At 67.3% G+C, this 20,377-nt stretch carries 23 protein-coding genes; 12 read left to right on the top strand and 11 right to left on the bottom strand.

What is annotated here, in order from left to right; all coding sequences use genetic code 11:
* Positions 1 to 9: 9 nt before the first annotated feature.
* The 5 genes from AC5P7R_RS01480 to AC5P7R_RS01460 are packed head-to-tail and all read right to left on the bottom strand — an operon-like array spanning position 10 to position 4,642.
* Positions 10 to 306, bottom strand: coding sequence for a c-type cytochrome (locus tag AC5P7R_RS01480; RefSeq protein ID WP_019659367.1), 297 nt, complete (start codon positions 304 to 306; stop codon positions 10 to 12).
* An 18-nt stretch (positions 307 to 324) separates the two neighbouring features.
* Entirely contained in the window at positions 325 to 1,188 is an 864-nt protein-coding gene (locus tag AC5P7R_RS01475) for a sugar phosphate isomerase/epimerase family protein (protein WP_227853941.1), read from the bottom strand.
* A gap of 19 nt (positions 1,189 to 1,207) precedes the next feature.
* Complete coding sequence (locus tag AC5P7R_RS01470; RefSeq protein ID WP_227853940.1) at positions 1,208 to 2,332, bottom strand: Gfo/Idh/MocA family protein; 1,125 nt, start codon at positions 2,330 to 2,332, stop codon at positions 1,208 to 1,210.
* A 12-nt stretch (positions 2,333 to 2,344) separates the two neighbouring features.
* Positions 2,345 to 3,562: a nucleoside permease gene (locus tag AC5P7R_RS01465; RefSeq protein ID WP_019659364.1), complete on the bottom strand. Its 1,218-nt coding sequence runs from the start codon at positions 3,560 to 3,562 to the stop codon at positions 2,345 to 2,347.
* Positions 3,563 to 3,589: 27 nt separating this feature from the next.
* Entirely contained in the window at positions 3,590 to 4,642 is a 1,053-nt protein-coding gene (locus AC5P7R_RS01460) for a sugar phosphate isomerase/epimerase family protein (RefSeq protein ID WP_021203068.1), read from the bottom strand.
* A 95-nt stretch (positions 4,643 to 4,737) separates the two neighbouring features.
* Between AC5P7R_RS01460 and AC5P7R_RS01455 the strand changes: the two genes are divergently transcribed.
* From AC5P7R_RS01455 to AC5P7R_RS01445, 3 genes are all read left to right on the top strand, one after another.
* A complete protein-coding gene (locus AC5P7R_RS01455) occupies positions 4,738 to 5,745 on the top strand; it encodes a LacI family DNA-binding transcriptional regulator (RefSeq protein ID WP_197575778.1) in 1,008 nt (335 codons plus the stop codon).
* Positions 5,746 to 5,859: 114 nt separating this feature from the next.
* Positions 5,860 to 6,912, top strand: coding sequence for a sensor domain-containing diguanylate cyclase (locus AC5P7R_RS01450; protein WP_019659361.1), 1,053 nt, complete (start codon positions 5,860 to 5,862; stop codon positions 6,910 to 6,912).
* Between the two features lie 116 nt (positions 6,913 to 7,028).
* Positions 7,029 to 8,054, top strand: coding sequence for an AI-2E family transporter (locus AC5P7R_RS01445; protein ID WP_227853938.1), 1,026 nt, complete (start codon positions 7,029 to 7,031; stop codon positions 8,052 to 8,054).
* Between the two features lie 74 nt (positions 8,055 to 8,128).
* Here the strand turns inward: AC5P7R_RS01445 and AC5P7R_RS01440 are convergent, their stop codons facing one another.
* Positions 8,129 to 8,308 (bottom strand): hypothetical protein, encoded by a 180-nt coding sequence (locus AC5P7R_RS01440; RefSeq protein WP_227844117.1) that lies wholly within the window; start codon positions 8,306 to 8,308, stop codon positions 8,129 to 8,131.
* Here AC5P7R_RS01440 and AC5P7R_RS01435 point away from each other — a divergent pair.
* The 7 genes from AC5P7R_RS01435 to AC5P7R_RS01405 all read left to right on the top strand — a co-directional run bounded on the left by AC5P7R_RS01435 (position 8,301) and on the right by AC5P7R_RS01405 (position 15,019).
* Complete coding sequence (locus AC5P7R_RS01435) at positions 8,301 to 9,959, top strand: GGDEF domain-containing protein (RefSeq protein ID WP_227853937.1); 1,659 nt, start codon at positions 8,301 to 8,303, stop codon at positions 9,957 to 9,959. The two genes, AC5P7R_RS01440 and AC5P7R_RS01435, sit on opposite strands and share 8 nt — an antisense overlap.
* A 229-nt stretch (positions 9,960 to 10,188) precedes the next feature.
* Positions 10,189 to 10,620: a pyridoxamine 5'-phosphate oxidase family protein gene (locus AC5P7R_RS01430; RefSeq protein ID WP_026346954.1), complete on the top strand. Its 432-nt coding sequence runs from the start codon at positions 10,189 to 10,191 to the stop codon at positions 10,618 to 10,620.
* A gap of 94 nt (positions 10,621 to 10,714) precedes the next feature.
* Complete coding sequence (locus AC5P7R_RS01425; RefSeq protein WP_021203074.1) at positions 10,715 to 11,299, top strand: NMCC_0638 family (lipo)protein; 585 nt, start codon at positions 10,715 to 10,717, stop codon at positions 11,297 to 11,299.
* Between the two features lie 184 nt (positions 11,300 to 11,483).
* On the top strand, positions 11,484 to 11,951 hold the full coding sequence (locus AC5P7R_RS01420) for a DUF2975 domain-containing protein (protein WP_031270018.1): 468 nt from the start codon (positions 11,484 to 11,486) through the stop codon (positions 11,949 to 11,951).
* Positions 11,951 to 12,175, top strand: coding sequence for a helix-turn-helix domain-containing protein (locus tag AC5P7R_RS01415; protein WP_005408494.1), 225 nt, complete (start codon positions 11,951 to 11,953; stop codon positions 12,173 to 12,175). Before AC5P7R_RS01420 ends, AC5P7R_RS01415 begins: the two co-directional genes overlap by 1 nt.
* A 43-nt stretch (positions 12,176 to 12,218) precedes the next feature.
* Positions 12,219 to 13,760: a TerC family protein gene (locus AC5P7R_RS01410; protein ID WP_227851993.1), complete on the top strand. Its 1,542-nt coding sequence runs from the start codon at positions 12,219 to 12,221 to the stop codon at positions 13,758 to 13,760.
* Between the two features lie 122 nt (positions 13,761 to 13,882).
* Complete coding sequence (locus AC5P7R_RS01405; RefSeq protein WP_495213705.1) at positions 13,883 to 15,019, top strand: metallophosphoesterase; 1,137 nt, start codon at positions 13,883 to 13,885, stop codon at positions 15,017 to 15,019.
* 135 nt (positions 15,020 to 15,154) lie between these two features.
* On the opposite strand, the gene AC5P7R_RS01400 is transcribed toward AC5P7R_RS01405, so the two are convergent.
* The 5 genes from AC5P7R_RS01400 to AC5P7R_RS01380 all read right to left on the bottom strand — a co-directional run bounded on the left by AC5P7R_RS01400 (position 15,155) and on the right by AC5P7R_RS01380 (position 18,687).
* Complete coding sequence (locus AC5P7R_RS01400) at positions 15,155 to 15,793, bottom strand: ferric reductase-like transmembrane domain-containing protein (protein ID WP_478436248.1); 639 nt, start codon at positions 15,791 to 15,793, stop codon at positions 15,155 to 15,157.
* A 14-nt stretch (positions 15,794 to 15,807) separates the two neighbouring features.
* The gene (locus AC5P7R_RS01395; RefSeq protein ID WP_227853935.1) at positions 15,808 to 16,578 is read right to left on the bottom strand and encodes an HvfC family RiPP maturation protein; all 771 of its coding nucleotides are present in this window, start codon (positions 16,576 to 16,578) and stop codon (positions 15,808 to 15,810) included.
* The gene (locus AC5P7R_RS01390) at positions 16,571 to 17,416 is read right to left on the bottom strand and encodes an HvfB family MNIO-type RiPP peptide maturase (RefSeq protein WP_111101835.1); all 846 of its coding nucleotides are present in this window, start codon (positions 17,414 to 17,416) and stop codon (positions 16,571 to 16,573) included. Before AC5P7R_RS01390 ends, AC5P7R_RS01395 begins: the two co-directional genes overlap by 8 nt.
* 54 nt (positions 17,417 to 17,470) lie before the next feature.
* Positions 17,471 to 17,947: an HvfA family oxazolone/thioamide-modified RiPP metallophore gene (locus AC5P7R_RS01385; RefSeq protein WP_014646322.1), complete on the bottom strand. Its 477-nt coding sequence runs from the start codon at positions 17,945 to 17,947 to the stop codon at positions 17,471 to 17,473.
* A gap of 95 nt (positions 17,948 to 18,042) precedes the next feature.
* Positions 18,043 to 18,687: an HvfX family Cu-binding RiPP maturation protein gene (locus tag AC5P7R_RS01380; RefSeq protein WP_019659348.1), complete on the bottom strand. Its 645-nt coding sequence runs from the start codon at positions 18,685 to 18,687 to the stop codon at positions 18,043 to 18,045.
* Positions 18,688 to 19,028: 341 nt separating this feature from the next.
* On the opposite strand from AC5P7R_RS01380, the gene AC5P7R_RS01375 reads away from it, so the two are divergent.
* Positions 19,029 to 19,817, top strand: coding sequence for an alpha/beta fold hydrolase (locus AC5P7R_RS01375; RefSeq protein WP_021203081.1), 789 nt, complete (start codon positions 19,029 to 19,031; stop codon positions 19,815 to 19,817).
* Between the two features lie 3 nt (positions 19,818 to 19,820).
* The gene (locus AC5P7R_RS01370) at positions 19,821 to 20,366 is read left to right on the top strand and encodes a redoxin family protein (protein WP_227853934.1); all 546 of its coding nucleotides are present in this window, start codon (positions 19,821 to 19,823) and stop codon (positions 20,364 to 20,366) included.
* The last annotated feature ends 11 nt before the right edge of the window (positions 20,367 to 20,377 follow it).

Below are 20,377 nucleotides of genomic sequence, written 5' to 3'. Positions count from 1 at the left end.
GCCGGCCGCCTACTTCGCCAGATAGCTGGCGAGGTCGTCGATCTCCTGCTGCGACAGCTGGGCAAAGGGCGGCATCAATCCTCCGCCCTTCCTGATCTTGTCCTTGACCTGGGCGGGCTGAAGCCGCTTGCCGACGTCGGTAAGCGCCGGGAAGGTCGGCGGTACGCCGGCGCGTTCAGCACCGTGGCAGGCAGTGCAGTGCTGGGCGTAGAGCTTCGCGCCGGCGGCCGGGTCGTCCTTGGCCCACGTTGCCGTCGCAACGCTCATGCCGCCCAGGGCGACGGCCACTGCCAGGATCATTTTCATGTGGGGCTCCTTCACGCGTCAGTGCTGTGCACGGGCGGGCACGTTGGCCGGCAGGTGTTCACGCAGGTAGTCCGCGCCGGCCTGGATGACCTTGGCCGGATCGCGTGGCTGGTCGTGTTCGACGATGTACCACTGCACGCCAGCGGTGGCGGCGGCCGGCAGGATCGCGTTCCAGTCCAGCACGCCCTGGCCGACCGCAGCGAAACCACCTTCGTCTTCGGCCTGGCCCTTGGGTGCATTGTCCTTGGCGTGTACCGCAAAAACGTGACCGCGGAACTTGCCAAGCATCACCGCCGGGTCCAGTCCCGCTCGCGCGACCCAGGCCAGGTCCAGTTCGGTCTTCAGATCGGGTCCGGCCGCTGCGAAAAGCAGCTCCAGCCCGGTCTGACCGTCGAAGTCGGCCAGCTCGAAATCGTGGTTGTGATAGGCCAGCTGCATGCCCTTGACGCGCACCTGTCTGGCGATCCGGCCCAGCTCCTGGCCCAATGCGGTCCAGCCGGCGGCATCGCGCGGACGGTCCTTCTGGTCCAGGTAGGGCACCACCAGTGTGGTGTTGCCGATCGAGCGGTTGAAGGCCACCACGCCATCGAGGTTGTCGCGCAGCTCGGCCAGCTGCACGTGCGACGAAACCGCCCTGATCGAGTACCCGTCCAGCAGTCGCTTCAGTTCCGGAGCGCTGACGTTCTGCGTTCCGACGGTCTCCACCGCACGCACGCCCGCGTCGTGGACGATTTTCAGCTGCTGGTCGAGCGAGCCTGCATTGCGCAGGGTGTACATCTGCACCGCGATCGGCTTCTGCGTGGTGGCCGCTTCGTCTGCGAAGGCGGGCAGGGCAGCGAGCAGCAGGATGAGACCTGTACTTCTACGGAAAAGAGCTTTCATCAACAGTTCCTCCCGGGATTCAACCGATGGCGGTCCAGGCGCGTGACCTGGCCGATGCAATGACGCGATCGACGATCCGCGCCGAGCGCAGGCCGTCTTCGAAGGTGGGCAGGCCTTCGAAGCGCTCGCCGTCAACGGCACGATAGGTGTCGGCGACGAACGCTTCGAAGCAGTGGCCGTAGCCCTGGGCATGCCCCGCTGGCAGCGGCGACAACCGGCGCTGTTCGGCACTGCCGGCACCCGGGCCGCGCACGAAGATTTCCTCGCGCTGCTCGGGCCGGCCGATCCACAGCCGCTCGGCATCCTCCTGGTTGAACGCCACGCTCGCATTGGCGCCATCGATCTCGAACCAGAGCCGGTTGTGGCGTCCGGCCGAGACCTGGCTGACCGTCAATGACGCCAGCGTGCCGGCGCCGGTCCTGAACATCGCTGCGGCCACGTCCTCGCTCTCGACCGCCTGCCTTGCGCCGCCTGTCGCCGGCGTGCTGAAGCTCTGGCCAGTGGTGGCGCTGCGCTCGGCGATGACCGTGGCGAACGCCGCGCTCGCTTCGGTGAAGCGTTCGCCACTGACCCATTCCACCAGGTCACACCAGTGCGAGCCGATGTCGGCGAACACGCGCGACGCGCCGCCCAGCGCCGGGTCAACCCGCCAGTTGTTGCTGGCCGGGTCCAGCAGCCAGTCCTGCAGGTAGCTGCCATGGATCAGGTGCAACGGCCCAAGTTCACCCTGCGCGATGCGTGCACGCGCCTCGCGGACCACCGGGTGGTAGCGGTAGACGAAGGGGACGGTGGCAACCAATCCGGTCGAGGCAGCCAGCGCCGCGAGCGCCCGTGCATCGTCCACCGTCGTCGCCAACGGTTTCTCGCAGATCACGTGCTTGCCGGCTTCCAGCGCGGCCTGCGCCATCACGCGGTGCAGGTGGTTGGGCGTGCAGATGTGCACGACCTGCACCTGGGGGTCAGCGACGACGTCATCGATATCGCGATAGGCGTGCGGGACATTCCACGCGTGTGCCACCTCGCTCGCGCGCTGCGGCGACGAGGCCAGTACGCCGCGTACCGCGGCGCCCGCCAGCAGTGCCGCGCGGCGATGCACCGCGCCGATCATGCCGGTACCAACGATGGCGATTCCAAGGTGGGGCATCGTCCGGTCTCCTCAGGGTGTGTACGGCGCTGCAGCAGCTGCCGGGCGGTCGCGGAACAGCAGCAGGAAGGCGATCAGCACCACCAGTGCAACACCGGCCGGGAACAACCAGATCTGTTGCCAGTCCGGGCCTGCTGCGGTGGTGAAGTGCTCCACTACGGCACCGGACAGGAAGGTGCCGATCAGCATGCCCACGCCGTAGGTGGCCAGGGTGATGAAGCCCTGTGCGCTGCTGCGCGCGGCGGGGCCGGCATGGGCGTCGGTGTAGATCTGGCCGGTGACGAAGAAGAAGTCGTAGCAGATGCCGTGCAGCACGATGCCGATCACCAGCAGCGGGAAGCCGCTGCCCGCATCGCCGAAGGCGAACAGGGCGTAGCGCACCACCCAGGCGGCCATGCCGACCGCCAGCATGGTCTTCACCCCCAGCCGCACGAACAGGAAGGGCATGGCCAGCATCAGCAGCACTTCGGACACCTGGCCCAGCGACTGCAGGCCGGCGGCGCCCTGCACACCCAGATCGTTGAGATACGGATTGGTGAAGTTGTAGTAGAACGACAGCGGAATGCAGATGGCGATGGAGGCCAGGAAGAACACCAGATAGGCACGCGATTTCAGCAGCCGCAACGAATCCAGCCCCAGGATCTGTCCCAGCCCGGCCTCGCGCTGCTGCGCCAGTGGTGGCGTGTGCGGCAGGGTGAACGCATACAGGCCCAGCACCAGCGATGCCGCAGCCGCCATCCGGAACGTCAGTTCAAGCCGATGCGCCTGTTCCCAGCCCAGCCAGCCGATCAGCACGCCTGCGACGATCCAGCCGACGCTGCCGGCCACGCGTACCAGCGGGAACTGCTTCTCCGGCGATTGCATGTGCCGCATCGCCACGCTGTTGGCCAGGGCCAGCGTCGGCATGAACAGCAGCATGTAGCCCATGACGCACGCGGAAAACACGCTGAAACTGGTGGCGGTGGAAGCCAGCCACATCAGCACCGCGCCAGCCAGGTGCAGTACTGCCAGGATGCGCTGCGCCGCGAAATAGCGGTCCGCGATCAGGCCGACCAGGAAGGGTGCCACGATGGCGCCGATGGACTGGCTGAGGAACGCGGTTGCCACTTGGCTCGCGCTGGCCTGCAAGGGGCCCTGCACAAGGTACGTCCCCAGGGTGACGAACCACGCCCCCCAGATGAAGAACTGCAGAAACATCATCGCGCCCAGGCGCGACATCGCGTGCGTCATGGCTTGCCCTCCCGGGGCGGAAATGGTTCAGATTCCCAGCATGCGGTGAAGTGATTCCAGATCCGTGCCGCTCCCGGCAAAATCGTCGAAGGCGCGTTCGGTTACATGGATGATGTGATCGCGGATGAAGGCGGCGCCCTCGCGTGCACCGTCTTCCGGGTGCTTCAGGCAGCACTCCCATTCCAGTACCGCCCAGCCCGGGAAGTCGTACTGCGCGAATCTGGAGAAGATCGCCTTGAAGTCGATCTGGCCATCACCGAGTGAACGGAACCGGCCCGGGCGATCGATCCAGTCCTGGTAGCCGCCATACACGCCGCTGCGCGCGCTGGGCCGGTACTCCGCGTCCTTCACGTGGAAGACGCCGATGCGCGCGTGGTAGCGATCGATGAAACCGAGGTAGTCCATCTGCTGCAGCAGCAGGTGGCTGGGGTCGTACAGGATCTTCGCGCGCGGGTGGTGATCGACCACGTCAAGGAAGCGCTCGAAGGTTGCGCCATCGTGCAGGTCCTCGCCCGGGTGGAGCTCGAAGCACAGGTCCACGCCACAGGTGTCGAAGACATCCAGGATCGGTCGCCAGCGGCGGCCGAGTTCGGCGAAGGCTTCTTCCACCAGGCCCGGCGGGCGCTGCGGCCACGGATAGAAATAGGGCCAGGCCAGTGCGCCGGAGAAGGTGGCATGCGCGGCCAGCCCCAGGCGCTGGCTGGCCTGAGCCGCCAGCCGCAGCTGCTCCACCGCCCACGCCTGGCGCGCCGGCGGGTTGCCGCGCACGTTCGCCGGGGCGAATCCGTCGAACAGGCTGTCGTAGGCAGGATGGACCGCGACCAGCTGCCCCTGCAGATGGGTAGACAATTCGGTGATCTGAAGGCCGTAACCGGCCAGCATGCCGGCAATATCGTCGCAGTACGCCTGGCTGCGTGCCGCCTCGGCCAGATCGAACAGGCGGGGCGCGGAGGTGGGAACTTGTACGCCAGAATAGCCCAGACCCGCGGCCCATCCGGCCAGCGTGTCCAGCCGATCAAAAGGAGCTGTGTCGCCGATGAACTGCGCCAGGAACAGCGCTGGACCCTTGAGCGTCTTCAACGTGATTCGCCCTCGATGCAATCGATTGCATTATCCTAGCAGGGGCGCACGCAGGACCTGTTGTGCACTGCACAGCGGACGGGAGAACTAACGCCATGGCCACCATCTACGACATCGCAAAGCACGTCGGCGTCTCCGCCGGCACGGTGTCGCGGGCACTGTCCCGGCCGGACAAGGTCCTGCCGGCCACCCGTGCGCGCATCGAGCAGGCGGCCGCCGCGCTGGGCTATGTGCCCAACACGGTGGCGCGCACGCTCAAGACCCACCGCAGCGGCAAGATCCTGGTCACCGTCCCGGACATTGCCAATCCGTTCTTCGCCCAGATCCTGCAGGGCGCGGAGGACGCAGCGCAGGCGGTCGGCTACGCGGTCCTGCTGGGGGATACCCAGCATCAACCGGACCGCGAGGAGCGCTACGCGCAGATGCTCCGGCGCAACGAGGCCGACGGCATGATCGTGCTGGGGCATCGCCTGCCACCTACGGCGCGTGACATCGTTGAGCAAAGCGGTTCCGCCGCGCCGGTGGTCAACGGCTGTGAATTCGATCCCGCACTGGGGATTCCCAGCGTCCACATCGACAATGCCGCCGCCGCGCGCACGGTGATGGAACACCTGTATGGACTGGGACACGAACGGATCGCGGTGGTGGGAGGACCCCCCGACAATCCGCTGCACCAGCAACGGATGGAAGGGGTCCGGGCGGCGGGCAAGGCGCGTGGGCGCCTGCGCCAGCTGAACATCATGCCGGGTGACTTTTCGGTGGAGTCCGGCCATGCAGCTGCGATGTCGATGTTGGCCGTCGCGCCGGTGCCGACTGCGGTCTTCTGTTTCAGCGACCAGATGGCGTTGGGCACTCTCGCTGCCTGCCGGGAGCTGGGCATCCGCGTGCCGGAGGACCTGTCCATCGTCGGCTTTGACGACCTGGCCTCCTCGCGCTACCTCACGCCGCCGCTGACGACGATCAGGCAGCCGATGCGGCAGATTGGCGAGCGCGCGGTCAACCTGCTGCTCGCCATCATCGAACAGGTCGATGTGCCGCTGCAGCAGACGCTGGAGTTCAGCTTCATGCTGCGCGGTTCCACGGCGGCCCCCAGGGGCGGGTGAACACGGCGCCACGGGGCGCCGCCTTGATCCCGAATTGACGCGAACCTGTCAGACTCACCGGCAGCCAGCCCGGCAAGGGCCGTAGCAGCAGGTGCGATCGCGCAGGAGGGGGCAATGCCATTCTTCACCGATTCGGCGGAAGGCGCGGTCGAAGGCATTGGCGCGGCACGTCGCATCGGCTGGATGCGTTTTGTCGGCAATGGACTGGGGGCGATCCCCATCGCGTCGATCATCCTCGAACGGCAGAATGGCGGATGGGCGTGGGTCCTGCTGCTGCTCAACGCGCTGGCGTGGCCCGCGCTGGCGCTGCTGCTGACCCGGCGCTCCCGCCAGCCGGCGCGCGTCCAGTTCCGCTGCATGGTGGCCGATTCCCTGTTCGGCGGCGGCTGGATCGCATTCATGGCGCTCAGTGCCGTGCCCAGCGCGCTGTTTGCCGCGCTGCTGGTGGCCGACAAGATCGCAGCCGGTGGCGTGCGCCTGGCGACGCGCGCCACGTTGGCGCTGCTGCTGGGCTTCGCACTCACCTGGTGGGCGCTCGGCTTCCCATTCCAGCCGGTGACCTCGCAACGCACGATCATGCTGAGCATCCCGTTCCTGTTCGTGTATGGCATCGGGCTGAGCATTCTCAGCTGGCAGCTGGCCCGTCGGGTGAAATCGCAGAACCGCCAGTTGAAGCGGCTGAGCCGGATGGACCCGCTGGTGGAGCTGGCCAACCGCGGCTTCCTGATCGTCCGCGCTCAGCAGGCACTGGACAAGGCGCAGGGTCAGGGTGGTTTCGCCTGCCTGCTGATGCTTGATGTGGATGACTTCAAGCGCATCAATGACTCGCATGGTCATCGTGCCGGGGACGAAGTGCTGCGCCATATCGCGTCCACCTTGCGCGCCTTCGCCCGGCCCGGTGATACCCCTGCGCGGCTGGGAGGCGACGAGTTCGTGGTGCTGCTGCACGACTGTGCGCCCATCGATGCGATGCAGGTGGCCGAGCGGGTCCGCCTGCACCTGCTGGAAGCAGCACGGCAGGCAACACCGGGCATCGAGTTCAGCGTCAGCATCGGCATCGCGGCAACGCCGCGCGGTGGCAGCGTCGAGGACTGGCTGGCACTGGCCGACCGTGCGCTCTACCACGCCAAGCGCCAGGGCAAGAACAACGCCAGCTATGGCGAATAGTGGGCCGGGGGCGGTGGGCATACCGCAGAACGAGGGCGTAGCGCTCGTCCATGCTGTACCCGGAATCATCGCCACCAATCCTCTACCATGGGCCACCCCGCCCGGACGCACCGCCCATGCAAGACGCCCTCGTTGCACAGCCCAAGCCCCCCGTTGCGCGGATCGCGGCGTGGTTGATGATGTTGCTGGGCATGTGGCTGGCGTTGAAGCTGGGCCTGGTGGTGACCCTGCTGTCGGGGCTGCTGGTGTTCCAGCTGACCCACGTGCTGGCCTCCACCGTGGAAGGCAAGCTGCCGCCGGGACGAGCGCGGGCGATCGCGGTGATCGTATTGTCGGCCATCATCATCAGCGCGCTGGTGCTGGCCGGGATCGGCGTGGCCTCGTTCTTCCGCAATGAGACCGGCGGCCCGGACGCGCTGCTGGCGCGCCTGATGGAGATCCTCAATACCTCGCGGCACCAGGTGCCGGCGCTGCTGCAACCCTACATTCCCGAAGACATGCCGGCGCTGCGCGCGGCGCTGAACGACTGGGCCGCCGAGCACCAGCGCCAGCTGGGCGTGGCCGGTACCTCGGTGGTGCAGGTGGGCGTGCGCGTACTGATCGGCATGGTGCTGGGGGCGATGATCGCGCTGTACGACGAACTTCCCGTGCCCAAGATGGGGCCGTTGGCGCAGGAGCTGATCGGGCGCACCAGCCGCCTGGCCACCTCATTCCGCCAGGTGGTGTTCGCACAGGTGAAGATCTCGCTGCTCAACACCGTGTTCACCGCGATCTTCCTGCTGGGCGTGCTGCCGCTGTTCGGTGTGCACCTGCCGCTGTCCAAGACCCTGGTGTTGATCACCTTCGTCGCCGGCCTGCTGCCGGTGGTGGGCAACATCATTTCCAACACGATCATCACCATCGTTGCGCTGTCTGTCTCGTTCTACGTGGCAGTGGCGGCGCTGCTGTACCTGATCGTGATCCACAAGCTGGAGTACTTCCTCAATGCGCGCATCGTCGGCGGTGAAATCCAGGCCCGCGCCTGGGAGCTGCTGCTGGCCATGCTGGTGATGGAGGCGGCGTTCGGCCTGCCCGGCCTGGTGGCGGCGCCGGTGTTCTATGCCTACGTGAAGCGCGAACTGGTCGACCAGCGCTGGATCTGACCCGGCGTAACCTGTCGCATCTGATCGGCTGGCGTCGGGGCGCCGGCATTGTCGGCGCGTTCGCGCGCGCTGCGCTATATCGCCCCTCGCGGATCGGGCGGCACTGGCTTGGCGCCGCCGGAGCCGGTCGCTACAGTGAGCCGCACTTCAGGGGAATTCTGCATGGCCGGCAAGGTATCGCCCATCAGGTTGCGGACCTGGGTCTGGATCCTGGCTGGGCTGTTTGTCGTGTGCACATTGCCGTTGATGGCCATCGCCCTGGTCCAAGGAACACTGCGCTACACCGACGCCGAAGGCAACCTGGCCAGCCTGCGGCAGCTGCGGCAGACCTTCGATCTTGCCAACCTGGCTTCGGCCGAGCGAGGCCCGGCCAACAGCCTGCTGGGGGCTGACCCGGCCGATGCCGCCGAACAGGCACGGCTGGCTGCGCAGCTGGCCGTCGCACGCCAGCGGGTCGACACTGCCCTGCTGCAGCTGGAGACCGTGTTCAAGGATGACCCGGGCGTGTACGACGAGCATCGGCTGCTGGCCAGCGCGCAGCGTCGCCTGAAGTCGGCGCGGGCTGCGGTCGATCATGTCGCGGCGCAACCGCATGACGCACGCCGTGTGGAGGAGGTGGAGCGTGCGATCAGCGGCATGTTCGCGGTGGTTGATCGCCTGCATCTGCTGACCTCGGCGCAGATCAACGCGCTGGTCAGTGCCGACCGTGAGGCGGCGATTCCGGCAATGCAGGGCCAGCTGTTGTTCGATCTTCGCGAGCATGGTGGCCGCCTGGCCTCGAACGTGATGGCGCCGGTGGCGGTACCGGGGGCGTGGCGCGAGGAACAGGTGCGCGCTGCGCTGCAGACCGAGGGCCGCCTGCTGGAGCTGTGGCGGTTGGCGAGCAGCCACGAGTCGGTGTTCCGCAGCGACCCGGAATTGTCCTGGCACTGGGACATGGCGCGGCGGCAGCTCTTCGGTGAGTCACTGCCGATGATCGAGCAGCTGATCGAGGATGGCCGCCGTGGCGTGCCGCCGTCGTGGACCGCCGCCGCGTTCACCAATCGCTACGTGCCGACCCTGCAGTCGCTGGAGGCGCTGCGCGATGGCTACCTGAGCGTGTCCATCGCCCGCTTCGAACGCAGTCGCAACCGTGAGGCCATGCGTCTGGCCGTGCTGGTGGCGACCGCGCTGGGCACGCTGGTGGTGCTGGGCATGGCCCTGCGCATTGCCCACCTGCAGATCCTGCAGCCACTGCTGCAGGCGCAGCAGCAGGTGATCCAGCTTGCCTCGGATACCCCCGGTCCGGAGGAGAATGTCACCCACCCGCTGGCCGAGATGCAGCGCCTGTTCGATGCCATCGAAGTGCTGCGCGAGAAATCGCGCGAGCGTTCGGCGTTGACCAGCGAGCTGCGCCAGCTGGCCGGTACCGACCAACTGACCGGGCTGTTGAATCGGCGCGCGCTGGATGAGGTGGTGCAGCGGAGACATGCGGGGGGCGAGGCAAGCGCCGTGGTGATCCTGCTGGACGTGGATCGCTTCAAGGCCATCAACGATGGCCATGGCCATGAAGCCGGCGACGAAGTGCTGGTGCAGGTGGCGCAGTTGCTGCGGCACCACCTGCGGCGCAGCGACAACATCGCCCGCTATGGTGGCGAGGAGTTCCTGGTGCTGCTGGCCGACGGTGATCTGGCCGGCGGGCGCCAGCTGGCTGAAACATTGCGATTGGCGCTTCGGCAGATGGACATCGCGCTGGCCGGGGGCATCGTGCTGCGCGTGACCGCCAGTTTCGGGGTGGCCAAGGGCGGCACCGATGCGCTGGGCTGGCGCAGCCTGCTGCGTGCCGCCGATGCGGCCATGTACCAGGCCAAGGCACAGGGGCGTGACCGGGTACGGGTGGCGGGGGACGGTCGCATCACGCGCTGATGGCACGCGTCAGCCAATGCGTGCATGCACCCGTCGCAGCGTCTGCAGGATCGCCCGACGCGCGATGGGGCGTGCAGCTGCTGCAAGCGCAGGTGGTGTGGTGAGCATCGCGTCACGCACGCGCCACGCGCCCTATCTCGTTTTCTGTGAAGAAGTCGCCATGGACCTTCCACGCTTCGGTCACCGCTCTGGGCAGACGCTGGGATTCCACTTGATGAAGGACGACACCATGACCCAGCTCACCCTGCCCGAACTGGCCAGGAAGATGGCCGACATCGATTTCACCATGCTGCAGACCCGCGCCGGCGGAGAAATTGCCGGTCGTCCGATGAGCAACAACGGTGACGTGGACTACGACGGTGACAGCTGGTTCTTCACCACGGAAGACACCGACATGGTGCACGAGATTGAGGCTGACCCCGCCGTTGCGCTGGGTTTTTCCGGCAGCAAGTCGCTGCTGGGCAAGCCGCCGTTGTTCGTGCACGTGCAGGGAAGGGCGGCGCTGGTGCGCGATCGCGCTGTGATGCGCGAGCACTGGGTGAAGGATCTTGAGCGCTGGTTCGAGCAGGGCGTGGATACACCGGGGCTGGTGCTGATTCACGTGCGCGCCAGCCGCATCCACTATTGGGATGGCGAGGACCAGGGCGAAATGGCCGTCTGACCCGGCAGCGGGAGGCTGGCGGCCATCGCGGCCATTGCGCGGCGCGCCAGGCCTTTGCCATCCTCCCCGCTGTTTTCCGTAGCGTGGAATCCCGATGCGTCCTGCGTTCTTCTGGCTGGCTTTGGCCCTGCTGCCCACACTGGTGGTGGCGCAACCCGCGCGTGCGCCCAAGGCCAAGGCCCCGGCGCAGGATCCCTTCAGCGAGCTGTTCGATACCGCCTGCATGCAGCACATCGGGGCCCCGGCGCGGTTGCAGTCGCTGATGGAATCCAATGGGCTGTCGCCGCTGCAGCCGGCCGAAGCCGCCACGCTGTTGCAGGGGCAATCGGGCGTGGCGTGGATGGTGCCGCTGGCCAGTGGCCGCTATGCGGTGAGCTGGGCTGACGATGGAACGTGTACGGTCTACGCCGAGAAGGCCGACGCGGCGGTGGTGCAGAAGGGGTTTGCCCGGTTGGTGCAGGCCGCACCGAAGCCGTTGCAGGTACGGTCGCTGCCAGGGCGTGGGCCACTGTCGGCCGATCAGGTGGCCATCCAGTACGGCTGGGCTGCGCCGGGGCAGGGCAAACTGCAGGTGCGCTTCCGCCTGGTCACGCGGCAGGCGGCCGAAGCCGGGGTGCAGGCCATGGCCTCGGCCGCCCCTGGCGAAGCGATGCAGGCACAGGGCGCACCTGGGCCCTGACAGGGGCGACGCTCGCGATTCAGCCTTTCACGCGGCATGTGATATATCGTTTATCGATAAATCCACCCCGGGGCGGCGAGGCCACCCCAATGCCGGAGGCCGCTTGACCGCTCGTCCCGCCCGCGCCAGACCCGCGCGAGGCTTGTTCACCCTGGCCCTGGCGGCCGTACAGGCCGTCAGGGCGATGTGCTGGCTGGGCATCCTGGCCGCGCTGCTGGCCGTGCCGCTGGTCGCCCACGACCGCCGTTGGCTGCTCGACAGCGTGCATGACGCTGCGGCTGTCGCCGCGCATGGCAATGACCTGTTCCTGCATTTCTGCCTGGGCCTGGGCGCGATCGTCGCGCTGCTGGTGCTGTGCCTGATGTTCCTGCGCCACCTGCTGCGGCTGCTGAAGTCGGCGGCGCGCGAGCGGCCGTTCACCCACGCCAACGCACAGCGCCTGCAGCGCATGGCCTGGCTGATGCTGGCGATGGAGCTGCTGTCGATCCTGATCGGCGCCTACGCGGCCTGGATGGGCCCGGATTTCGCCTGGATGGAGGTCGGCGGTGGCATGTCGATCACTGGCTTGGTGGCCGTGCTGATGCTGTTCGTGCTGGCGCGCGTCTTCGCCGTGGGCGCAGCGATGCGCGATGACCTCGACGGTGTCATCTGATGGCAATCGTCATCACCCTGGACCGCATGCTGCAGGAAAGGGGCATGACCCTGTCCGAGCTGGCCGGGCGCATCGACATCACCCTGGCCAACCTGTCGATCCTGAAGACCGGCAAGGCGCGCGCCATCCGCTTTTCCACCCTTGATGCGATCTGCCGCGAGCTGCAGTGCACGCCCGGTGACCTGCTCGGGCACGACCCGGCGCAGGCACAGGACGCTGACTGAGCGGTCGCTCTTTTCCCTTGCCTACTGACGAAACGGACCTGAAATGGAATGGTTGGCTGACCCCTCGATCTGGATGGGCCTTGCAACCCTGGTCGTGCTGGAGATCGTTCTCGGCATCGACAACCTGGTGTTCATCGCGATCCTTGCCGACAAGCTACCGCCGCACCAGCGTGACCGCGCGCGGGTGATCGGCCTGGCGCTGGCCTTGCTGATGCGGCTGGTGCTGTTGGCCGCACTGGCCTGGATCATGAAACTGACCGCGCCGCTGCTGACGCTGTTCGACCACAGCTTTTCCGGGCGTGACCTGATCCTGCTTGGCGGTGGCCTGTTCCTGCTGTTCAAGGGCACCATGGAACTGCACGAACGGCTGGAAGGCCGCGAACACCACGAGGACGGCAAGAAGGTCTACGCCAGCTTCGCAATGGTGGTGGCGCAGATCGTGGTGCTCGACGCGGTGTTCTCGCTGGACTCGGTGATCACCGCGGTCGGCATGGTCGACAACCTCGGCGTGATGTATGCGGCCGTGACGATCGCCATGGCGCTGATGCTGCTGGCCAGCAAGCCGCTGACCCGCTTCGTCAACAAACATCCTACCGTGGTGGTGCTGTGCCTGGGCTTCCTGCTGATGATCGGCTTCAGCCTGGTGGCCGAAGGACTGGGCTACAAGATCCCCAAGGGCTACCTGTACGCGGCGATCGCCTTCTCGATCCTGGTCGAGGCGTTCAACCAGTGGGTGCGTTTCAACCGCGAGCGCAACGAGCGCCGCCTGCCGTTCCGCCAGCGCACCGCCGATGCCGTGCTGCGCATGCTGGGCGCGCGCCCGGCCAATGGTCACGACGATGAAGGGGGGGACGGGCAGGTGGACGCTGCAGAGCGCTTGCAGCCGGCCGAACACGAGATGATCCGCAGCGTGCTGGGCCTGGCCGATCGCCCGGTGTCGAGCGTGATGACGGTGCGTGCCGACGTGCAGTGGATCGACCTGGCGCGTGGGCAGGAGGATGTGGTGGCACGCTTGGTGGCGTCGCCGCACACCCGCCTGCTGGTGGGTGAGGGTGACCTGGACAGCCTGCGTGGCGTGGTGCAGAGCCGCGACCTGCTGGCCGACCTGCTGCAGGGCAGGCCGCTGCAGTTGGAGGGCAACCTGCGCGAGCCGCAGTACGTGCTGTCCAGTGCCAGCGCGCTGCAGGCGCTGGAACTGATCCGCCAGCACCCGGTGCCGTTGGCGGTGGCGGTGGACGAGTACGGCAGCGTGGAAGGCCTGGTGACCGCCAACGACCTGCTGGCGGCCATTGCCGGTGACCTGGTCGATACCCAGGACGAGCGCTATGGCGTGGTCGCGCAGGGCGAGGACCAATGGGAGGCCGACGGTGCGCTGACTCTGGACGACCTGCAGCGGCTGGCCGGCGTATCGCTGCCGCGCAGTGCCGACTACATGACCATCTCCGGGCTGGTGCTGGAGCAGTTGGGTCGGCTGCCGGACATCGGCGATGTGGTGGAGGTGGCGGGTGTGCGCATCACCGTGCTGGCGATGGAGAAGCGCCGCATCGCCCGCCTGCGGTTGGAGCGCCTCGACGGAATGGCCTGACCCACCTGTTGATGTAGAGCCGAGCCCATGCTCGGCTGCATGTTGAGCAGCCGAGCATGGGCTCGGCGCTACACAACGCCGCCCGCAGCCGTCACCATGGCGGCCCCCACTTTCCCTCCCGGATGGTTGCAGTGCTGAGTACGATCGGTTTGTTGATGGGCCTGTATGTGGCCTGGCGCCTGTTCTGGCCACTGCGCATGCCCCCCTGGCAGAAGGTCGTGCTGTCGCTGCTGCTGGTGGGCGTAGCCGTGCAGCTGCGTATCGTCGCCACGTTCTGGGGCACGATGGCCTCGCCCGAGATTCCGAAACTGGCCATCGCCACGCTGGCTACCGGCTCCACGGCGGTGTTGCTGTTGGCGTTGCTGATGCTGGCGATGGATGCGGGCCTGCTCGCGTCCCGCCTGCTGCGCTGGCCACGTGCGGTAGCCGCATTGCGCACGCGGCGCTTGCGGCCGGCGGCCGGCGTGCTGGCGCTGCTGGTCAGTGGTTATGGTGTCAGCCAGGGCATGGCGGTGCCTCATGCCCGGCAGATCGAGGTGAGCATTGCCGGGCTGCCAGCGGCGTTCGACGGCTATCGCGTGCTGCAGCTGACCGACATCCATGCCAGCCGTCTGCTGACCGGCGACTGGGTGCGTAGAGTGGTGGCCGAGAGCAACGCGCTGAAGCCGGACCTGATCGTGATCACCGGCGATCTGATCGATGGCAGCGTCGAGGCCCGTCGCGACGACGCGCGTCCGTTGGCCGATCTGCAGGCGCCGGACGGCGTCATCGCCATCACCGGCAACCACGAGTACTACGCGCAGTACCAGGCATGGATGCAGGCGTTCCGCGCGCTGCACATGCAGGTGCTGGAGAACAGCCACCTGCAGGTGCGACGCGGTGATGCGGCGCTGACCATCGCTGGTGTCACCGACCCGGTGGCGGCGCGTTATGGCCTGCCGCTGCCGGATCTGGACGCCGCCTTGGCCGGCGCCGATCCCACCGCGCCCGTGATCCTGCTCGATCACCGCCCGCGTAATGCACGCGCGGCAGCAGCGCGCGGCGTCAAACTGCAGCTGTCCGGGCATACCCACGGCGGGCAGATCATCGGCATGGACCAATTGGTGAAGCGGGCCAATGGTGGCTTCGTCTCCGGCCGCTACGACGTGGATGGGATGACCCTGTACGTGAGCAATGGCGCTGGCCTGTGGGCCGGATTCCCCGCGTGCATCGGGGTGTCCTCGGAAATCACCCTGATCACGCTGCGCCGCGCCCCGTGACCTGAAGTGGGGCATATCCCTTTCCGCAGGGAATTCGCTGCCTATCGTGCTGGGATCCCTCTGTAGAGCCGAGCCCATGCTCGGCTGAGCCAGGGGCAGCCGAGCATGGGCTCGGCTCTACAGGTAACCGCCTCCTCAAGAACTCCGCAGCGGTGGCCGCGCATGCGCATTGCGCCGCAGCGACTGCGCCCGCTTGGCGATCGCACGCACCACGACAGCGGTGAAGAGCAACGCGGAGGGCACCGCGTACCAGAAGTTGCCGGGCACGCGCTTGAAGTACGAATAGGTGAACACTGCGGCGATGATCCACATGCCGGTCACGTGCAGGCGACGCCACACGGTGGGGCCCATGCGGCGGGCGATGCCACGATGCGAGGTGATGGCCAGGGCGAGGATGGCTACATAGCCGATCGTGCCCGGCAGGTTGGCCAGGGCCGAGCGTGCCGGCCAGAACGCGGGGTTGAGGATGCCGAAGGCGGTGATCGCCACCGCATGCAGCAGGTGCGAGAACGCGAATGACAGGCCGATGATGCGCCGCTCGCGTAACATGTGCTGGGTGAACGGGCCGGGCAGCAGGCTGGCGAACGACGATGCGGTGAACGCGGCCAGGAACAGCAGGAACGACGTGCGTGCAGTGACCCGGATCGCCGCGCGGCTGCCCTCGACCACGTCGGGCTGCAGGGTGAACGCCGCCAGTGCGACGGCGATCGGGACCACAGCCATGGTCACGAAAAGGCGCCAGCCGTGCAGGAAGGAAGTGTTGGAAGCAGCCATGATCAAACCTCGAATCAGACAGGGGTAGTGCCGGCCGCTGGCCGGCAGTCGCAGAACCCGGCCAGCGTGACCAGCACGCCGGCCGCGCATAGTTCGCCCAGCAAGGGCATGGCCACCACGCGCAGTTCGTCGGCGGCCACGCCATGCGCATCGGCCAGTGCGTTCAGCGCGTCATCCACGTGGGTACCGTCATCAGCGAAGGCCGACAGCAGCGCATACGCCAGTGGTGCCAGTTCCTCGACCTGCAGCTGGTAGTCCGCCAGGCGGCGCAGCAGCAGAAGCGTCGGCTCGCTGGCGGCGGCATCGTCCAGCGCGGCGTCCTCATGCACCGGCCACCGGTAGCCCAATACCCGCACCAGCGGCGACAGCGCCAGCACATCGCTGCCCGCCGGCATGGACTGCAATGAATGCCCGGCATCACGTGCCTCGATGTGCAGCGTCTGCTGCATGCTTTCGTAGTGCGCCAGTTCCGCCGCCCAGCCGGGCAGCGCGAACGCATACTGCACAGCCAGCCACGCAGCGAACTCGCTGGCGATCTGCGGGAACAACGGGGTATGGCAGACGTGATGTGCGTAGTAGTGCTCGACCAGACCGCGCCAGCGCGCTTCGCCCAGCTGTTCCAGCAGTTGCGGCAGGCTGCCTGCCAAAAGGGTGTCCAGGCTGTCGATGCACAGGCGGCGGTAGACCGCCATCCGCCGTGCCTCGACGCCATCGGGCGCAGGCATCGACGGGTCCCGTACATGATCGGCCCAGCGCCGTTGCACGATGGCCAGCGACTCAGCCATGGGCCACCTCCTGCCAACGTGCCTCAACCTGCGCCTGGCGGATGTGCGCAACCTCGGCCAGCAACTCCGCCAGCGGCGGAAAGTTGAAGTCGCGTTCGAGCAGCGTGGGGCGCACGCCCAACCGCGCATAGGCCTCGCGCAGGAGCGCCCAGACCACGCCTTTCACCGGCGCCCCGTGGGTATCGATCTTGAAGCCGTCGTCTTCATCGAAGTGGCCCGCTACGTGCAGCGAGGCGACACGGTGGGACGGCACGCGAGCCAGGAATTCGAAGGCGTCGTAACCGTTGTTGCAGGCATTGACGAAGACGTTGTTGACGTCCAGCAGGAGGTCGCAGTCGGCTTCGGCGAGCACGGCGTTGATGAAGTCGATCTCGCTCATGTCCGCGCCGGCAACGGCGTAGCAGGAAATGTTCTCCACGGCGATGCGTCGGCCCAGCATGTCCTGCACCTGGGCGATACGGCCGGCGACATGGTGAACGGCCTCGGCGGTGAACGGCAGTGGCAGCAGGTCGTAGACATGGCCACCGGCGGCGCAGTAGCTCAGGTGTTCGCTGTACAGCTGCACCTGGTGCAGGTCGAGGAAGGTACGGGTCTGTGCCAGCAGGGTGCGATCCAGTGGATCAGGACCGCCCAGCGACAGCGACAGGCCGTGGCAGGTCAAAGGGTGGCGCTCGCTGAGTTGGCGCAGCGCGGCGCCGTGTGCACCGCCGACGCCGATCCAGTTGTCGGGGGAAACTTCGAGGAAGTCGATGGCACTGGCCGGCATGGCCAGCAGTTCATCGATCAGGCCACGACGCAGGCCAAGACCGGCGGCATGGGTGGGCAGGGGCAGGGACATGGCGGATGCTCCACAGAGAGCGCCGCCTTGAAGGCGGCGCCGGTTGAACGTCGATCAATCGGCAACGCGGGAGAACAGGCCCTTCGGCATCGGCTTGCCGTTGGCGGTGTAGACGCTGCGCAGGTAGTCGTGCGCTTCCTGCTCGCTGATGTAACCGTCGTGGTCGGTGTCGATGCGGTCGAACTCGGCGGCACGCTTGGCGGCCACAGCGTTGAATTCGGCACGCGAGACCTTGCCGTCGTGGTCGCGATCAGTGCGGGCAAACGAGGCGTCGCCGCACTTGCCTTCGCCACACTGGCCCTCGGCCACCTTGGCCTTGCCGGCGGGCTTGCCGGTGGTGGCCTTGTTGGCCCCGCACTTGCCTTCACCGCACTTGCCTTCGGCGGCGGCGCTCATGGCCACCGCGCTGATCGCCAGCGGCTGGATCGCCGCGGCCTGGCCGGCCAGCAGCAGGCCACCGGCCAGGGCGATGCCGATGGCACCGATGCGCGGCAGGCGAGAGGAAGAGGTGTTCTTGGTCGAGATGGACATGGTGGTGACTCCTTGGGAAAGCACGCGGGGCGTGCGGGATGGACGCCGCCGAAGAGGCGACGGAAAGCGAAACGCGCGGGAACAGGGGAGTCGGCTCAGGCGGCGCGGCGACAGCGCAGCAGATGGCCCAGCAGCAGCACACCGCCGAGCAGGGCACCGCCGAAGCCGATGCCGGGCAGCAGCGCGGCAACCGGCAGCAGCAGGGCGATCAGGCTGACGCCCCAACCCAGGCCGTCATTGCCTGCCGTGGCGCGGCCGGGGCCGGCCAGCAGCCGGTCCACGCTGAGTGCGCCACCGCCGTTGAGGATCAACGGCAGCAGCATGGCCAGGAACAGCAGCGGCAGCTTGAAGTTGCCATAGCCCTGGTCGGTGATCGCATAGCCCTGCCAGAGTTCACCCAGGCCGTTCCATTGGTCGGGCCAGTGCACGGCGGCGATGGCAACGATGGTGAGTACCCAGAACACGTAGGCCACCGAGCGCGTGGCCAGGCCGAGCAGCAGCATCACTGCACCCACCAGTTCCAGCCACGTGGCCAACTGCCAGTTCAGCGACGCGGGCAGGGTGGAGAACGGGAACGGGAAGCGGCCTTCCAGGTCGGCGAACCAGTTCTGGCCGCCCAGCTTCTCGCGGCCGGATTCAAAGAACTCCCAGGCCAGCAGGGTGCGCAGCGCCAACGGCGAGAGCCAGCGGCCGACGGCGTCCAGGCGGGGCGTATACACGGAAGAAGCGGTGCTGATCATGGTGGAGTCCTGCGCGCCAGTGGTCGATGGAGGCCATTTCAGGCGGCGCAGGTATCGGCAACATGTGCCGTTGCCCGGGGTTTTGTCAGCGACTGTGGCCGCGCCCTGGTTTCGTACAGTCAGATACAAAGACGATGCGCTGATGCGCATCGGGACGTTGCGCGCCCGCGTGCGGGCAGCGATATCCACCCGAAAGCGCCCGGCCAGGACCGGCGCGCGAATGTATCCCACTGTAGAAACCCGCCTGCGCCCTACAGTCCGGTACAACTCCGCGCTGCGGAGAAACAGCGCCGATACACCGGCAGGCGGAAATGGCCACTCCCAACTCCGGAGTGCCCCCCATGATCCGTACCTGCTTGCTGGCCGCCGCTCTCGCCCTCGCCGCCGCCCCTGCCTTCGCTGCCCAGGCCGATACCGCTGCACCGCCCACCGTCATCCTGGTGCACGGCGCGTTCGCTGATGGCTCCAGCTGGAGCAAGGTCATCAGCACCCTGCATGACTGGAAGCTGCCGGCGGTGGCCGTGCAGAATCCGCTCACCTCGTTGGCCGACGACGTCGCCGCCACCCGTCGTGCGATTGCCGCTGCGCCTGGCAAGGTGGTGCTGGTCGGCCACAGCTGGGGTGGCACGGTCATCACCGAAGCGGGCAATGACCCGAAAGTGCAGGCGCTGGTGTACGTGGCCGCTTTCGCGCCGGACGCAGGGCAGTCTTCGGCGCAACAGGGCGAGGGTTTCCCGGTTGGCCCGGGCCTGGCCCGACTGCAGGAAAGGGATGGCTACCTGACGCTGCCGGCTGATGCCGTCGCCCAGGACTTCGCGCCGGACGTGATGAAGAAGTCGGCCGCACTGCTGTACAGCACGCAGGTCCCGTTGAAGGCCAGCGCGCTGGGCGAAGTAGTGAACGTTGCGGCGTGGCGCAGCAAGCCGAGCTGGTACGTGCTCAGCCGCGATGACCGCATGCTGTCGCCGCAGCTGCAGGCCGCCACCGCCAAGCGCATCGGTGCACAGCTGCAATCGATCGGCAGCAGCCATGTGTCGCTGCTTTCGCATCCGGCGCAGGTGGCCGACAGCATCCTGGAAGCGGCGGGAGTGAAGCCGGCCGAATTGCCGCTGGCCGAGCAGGGGGGCTGAACGATGGCCGCCCTGCGTGTGTATGCGCTGCCGTTGCTGCTGAGCCTGCTGGGTGGGGCTGCGCTGTTGATGGCCTGGCCCAGCCCGGAGGCCGACGCGCAGCCGGCACAGGCCGTTCCCGCCGCCGGGCTCGACGGTGGCGGGCCCTGGCACAACAGCCCACCGCTCACACTGAAGCAGTTGCGGGGGCAGGTGGTGCTGGTCGAGTTCTGGACCTACACCTGCAGCAACTGCCTCAACGTGGCGCCGTATGTTCACCGGTGGCATGCACGCTACGCGCCGCAGGGTCTGAGGGTGATCGGCGTGCATACGCCGGAGTTTGCCCATGAAGGGCTGCCCGGCAACGTGCGCAAGGCCATCGCACGGTTGGACATCACCTGGCCGGTGGTGCAGGACAACCAATACCGGATCTGGAACGCCTGGCGCAACCGCTTCTGGCCCGCACTGTACCTGCTCGACCGGCAGGGGCAGGTGGTCTACCGCCATTACGGCGAGGGCGACTACGCACGTACCGAAAGCGAGATCCAGCGCCTGCTGGCCAGCCCCTGAGCCGCGCTACC

This window comes from Stenotrophomonas sp. YJH_SMC_27 (assembly GCF_059369815.1).
The sequence above is the reverse complement of the archived record's forward strand: the minus strand, read 5'-3'. Positions and strand labels throughout refer to the sequence as shown.

Bases quoted from the DNA above. Each gene is read 5' to 3' on its own strand.
- AC5P7R_RS01415 (WP_005408494.1), top strand. From the start codon at position 11,951: ATGGCAATCGTCATCACCCTGGACCGCATGCTGCAGGAAAGGGGCATG.
- AC5P7R_RS01385 (WP_014646322.1), bottom strand. From the start codon at position 17,947: ATGTCCATCTCGACCAAGAACACCTCTTCCTCTCGCCTGCCGCGCATC.
- AC5P7R_RS01430 (WP_026346954.1), top strand. From the start codon at position 10,189: ATGACCCAGCTCACCCTGCCCGAACTGGCCAGGAAGATGGCCGACATC.
- AC5P7R_RS01410 (WP_227851993.1), top strand. From the start codon at position 12,219: ATGGAATGGTTGGCTGACCCCTCGATCTGGATGGGCCTTGCAACCCTG.
- AC5P7R_RS01370 (WP_227853934.1), top strand. From the start codon at position 19,821: ATGGCCGCCCTGCGTGTGTATGCGCTGCCGTTGCTGCTGAGCCTGCTG.
- AC5P7R_RS01390 (WP_111101835.1), bottom strand. From the start codon at position 17,416: ATGTCCCTGCCCCTGCCCACCCATGCCGCCGGTCTTGGCCTGCGTCGT.
- AC5P7R_RS01465 (WP_019659364.1), bottom strand. From the start codon at position 3,562: ATGACGCACGCGATGTCGCGCCTGGGCGCGATGATGTTTCTGCAGTTC.
- AC5P7R_RS01470 (WP_227853940.1), bottom strand. From the start codon at position 2,332: ATGCCCCACCTTGGAATCGCCATCGTTGGTACCGGCATGATCGGCGCG.
- AC5P7R_RS01400 (WP_478436248.1), bottom strand. From the start codon at position 15,793: ATGGCTGCTTCCAACACTTCCTTCCTGCACGGCTGGCGCCTTTTCGTG.
- AC5P7R_RS01420 (WP_031270018.1), top strand. From the start codon at position 11,484: ATGTGCTGGCTGGGCATCCTGGCCGCGCTGCTGGCCGTGCCGCTGGTC.
- AC5P7R_RS01480 (WP_019659367.1), bottom strand. From the start codon at position 306: ATGAAAATGATCCTGGCAGTGGCCGTCGCCCTGGGCGGCATGAGCGTT.
- AC5P7R_RS01475 (WP_227853941.1), bottom strand. From the start codon at position 1,188: ATGAAAGCTCTTTTCCGTAGAAGTACAGGTCTCATCCTGCTGCTCGCT.
- AC5P7R_RS01435 (WP_227853937.1), top strand. From the start codon at position 8,301: ATGGCCATCGCCCTGGTCCAAGGAACACTGCGCTACACCGACGCCGAA.
- AC5P7R_RS01395 (WP_227853935.1), bottom strand. From the start codon at position 16,578: ATGGCTGAGTCGCTGGCCATCGTGCAACGGCGCTGGGCCGATCATGTA.
- AC5P7R_RS01380 (WP_019659348.1), bottom strand. From the start codon at position 18,687: ATGATCAGCACCGCTTCTTCCGTGTATACGCCCCGCCTGGACGCCGTC.
- AC5P7R_RS01450 (WP_019659361.1), top strand. From the start codon at position 5,860: ATGCCATTCTTCACCGATTCGGCGGAAGGCGCGGTCGAAGGCATTGGC.
- AC5P7R_RS01455 (WP_197575778.1), top strand. From the start codon at position 4,738: ATGGCCACCATCTACGACATCGCAAAGCACGTCGGCGTCTCCGCCGGC.
- AC5P7R_RS01425 (WP_021203074.1), top strand. From the start codon at position 10,715: ATGCGTCCTGCGTTCTTCTGGCTGGCTTTGGCCCTGCTGCCCACACTG.
- AC5P7R_RS01375 (WP_021203081.1), top strand. From the start codon at position 19,029: ATGATCCGTACCTGCTTGCTGGCCGCCGCTCTCGCCCTCGCCGCCGCC.
- AC5P7R_RS01440 (WP_227844117.1), bottom strand. From the start codon at position 8,308: ATGGCCATCAACGGCAATGTGCACACGACAAACAGCCCAGCCAGGATC.
- AC5P7R_RS01445 (WP_227853938.1), top strand. From the start codon at position 7,029: ATGCAAGACGCCCTCGTTGCACAGCCCAAGCCCCCCGTTGCGCGGATC.
- AC5P7R_RS01405 (WP_495213705.1), top strand. From the start codon at position 13,883: ATGGTTGCAGTGCTGAGTACGATCGGTTTGTTGATGGGCCTGTATGTG.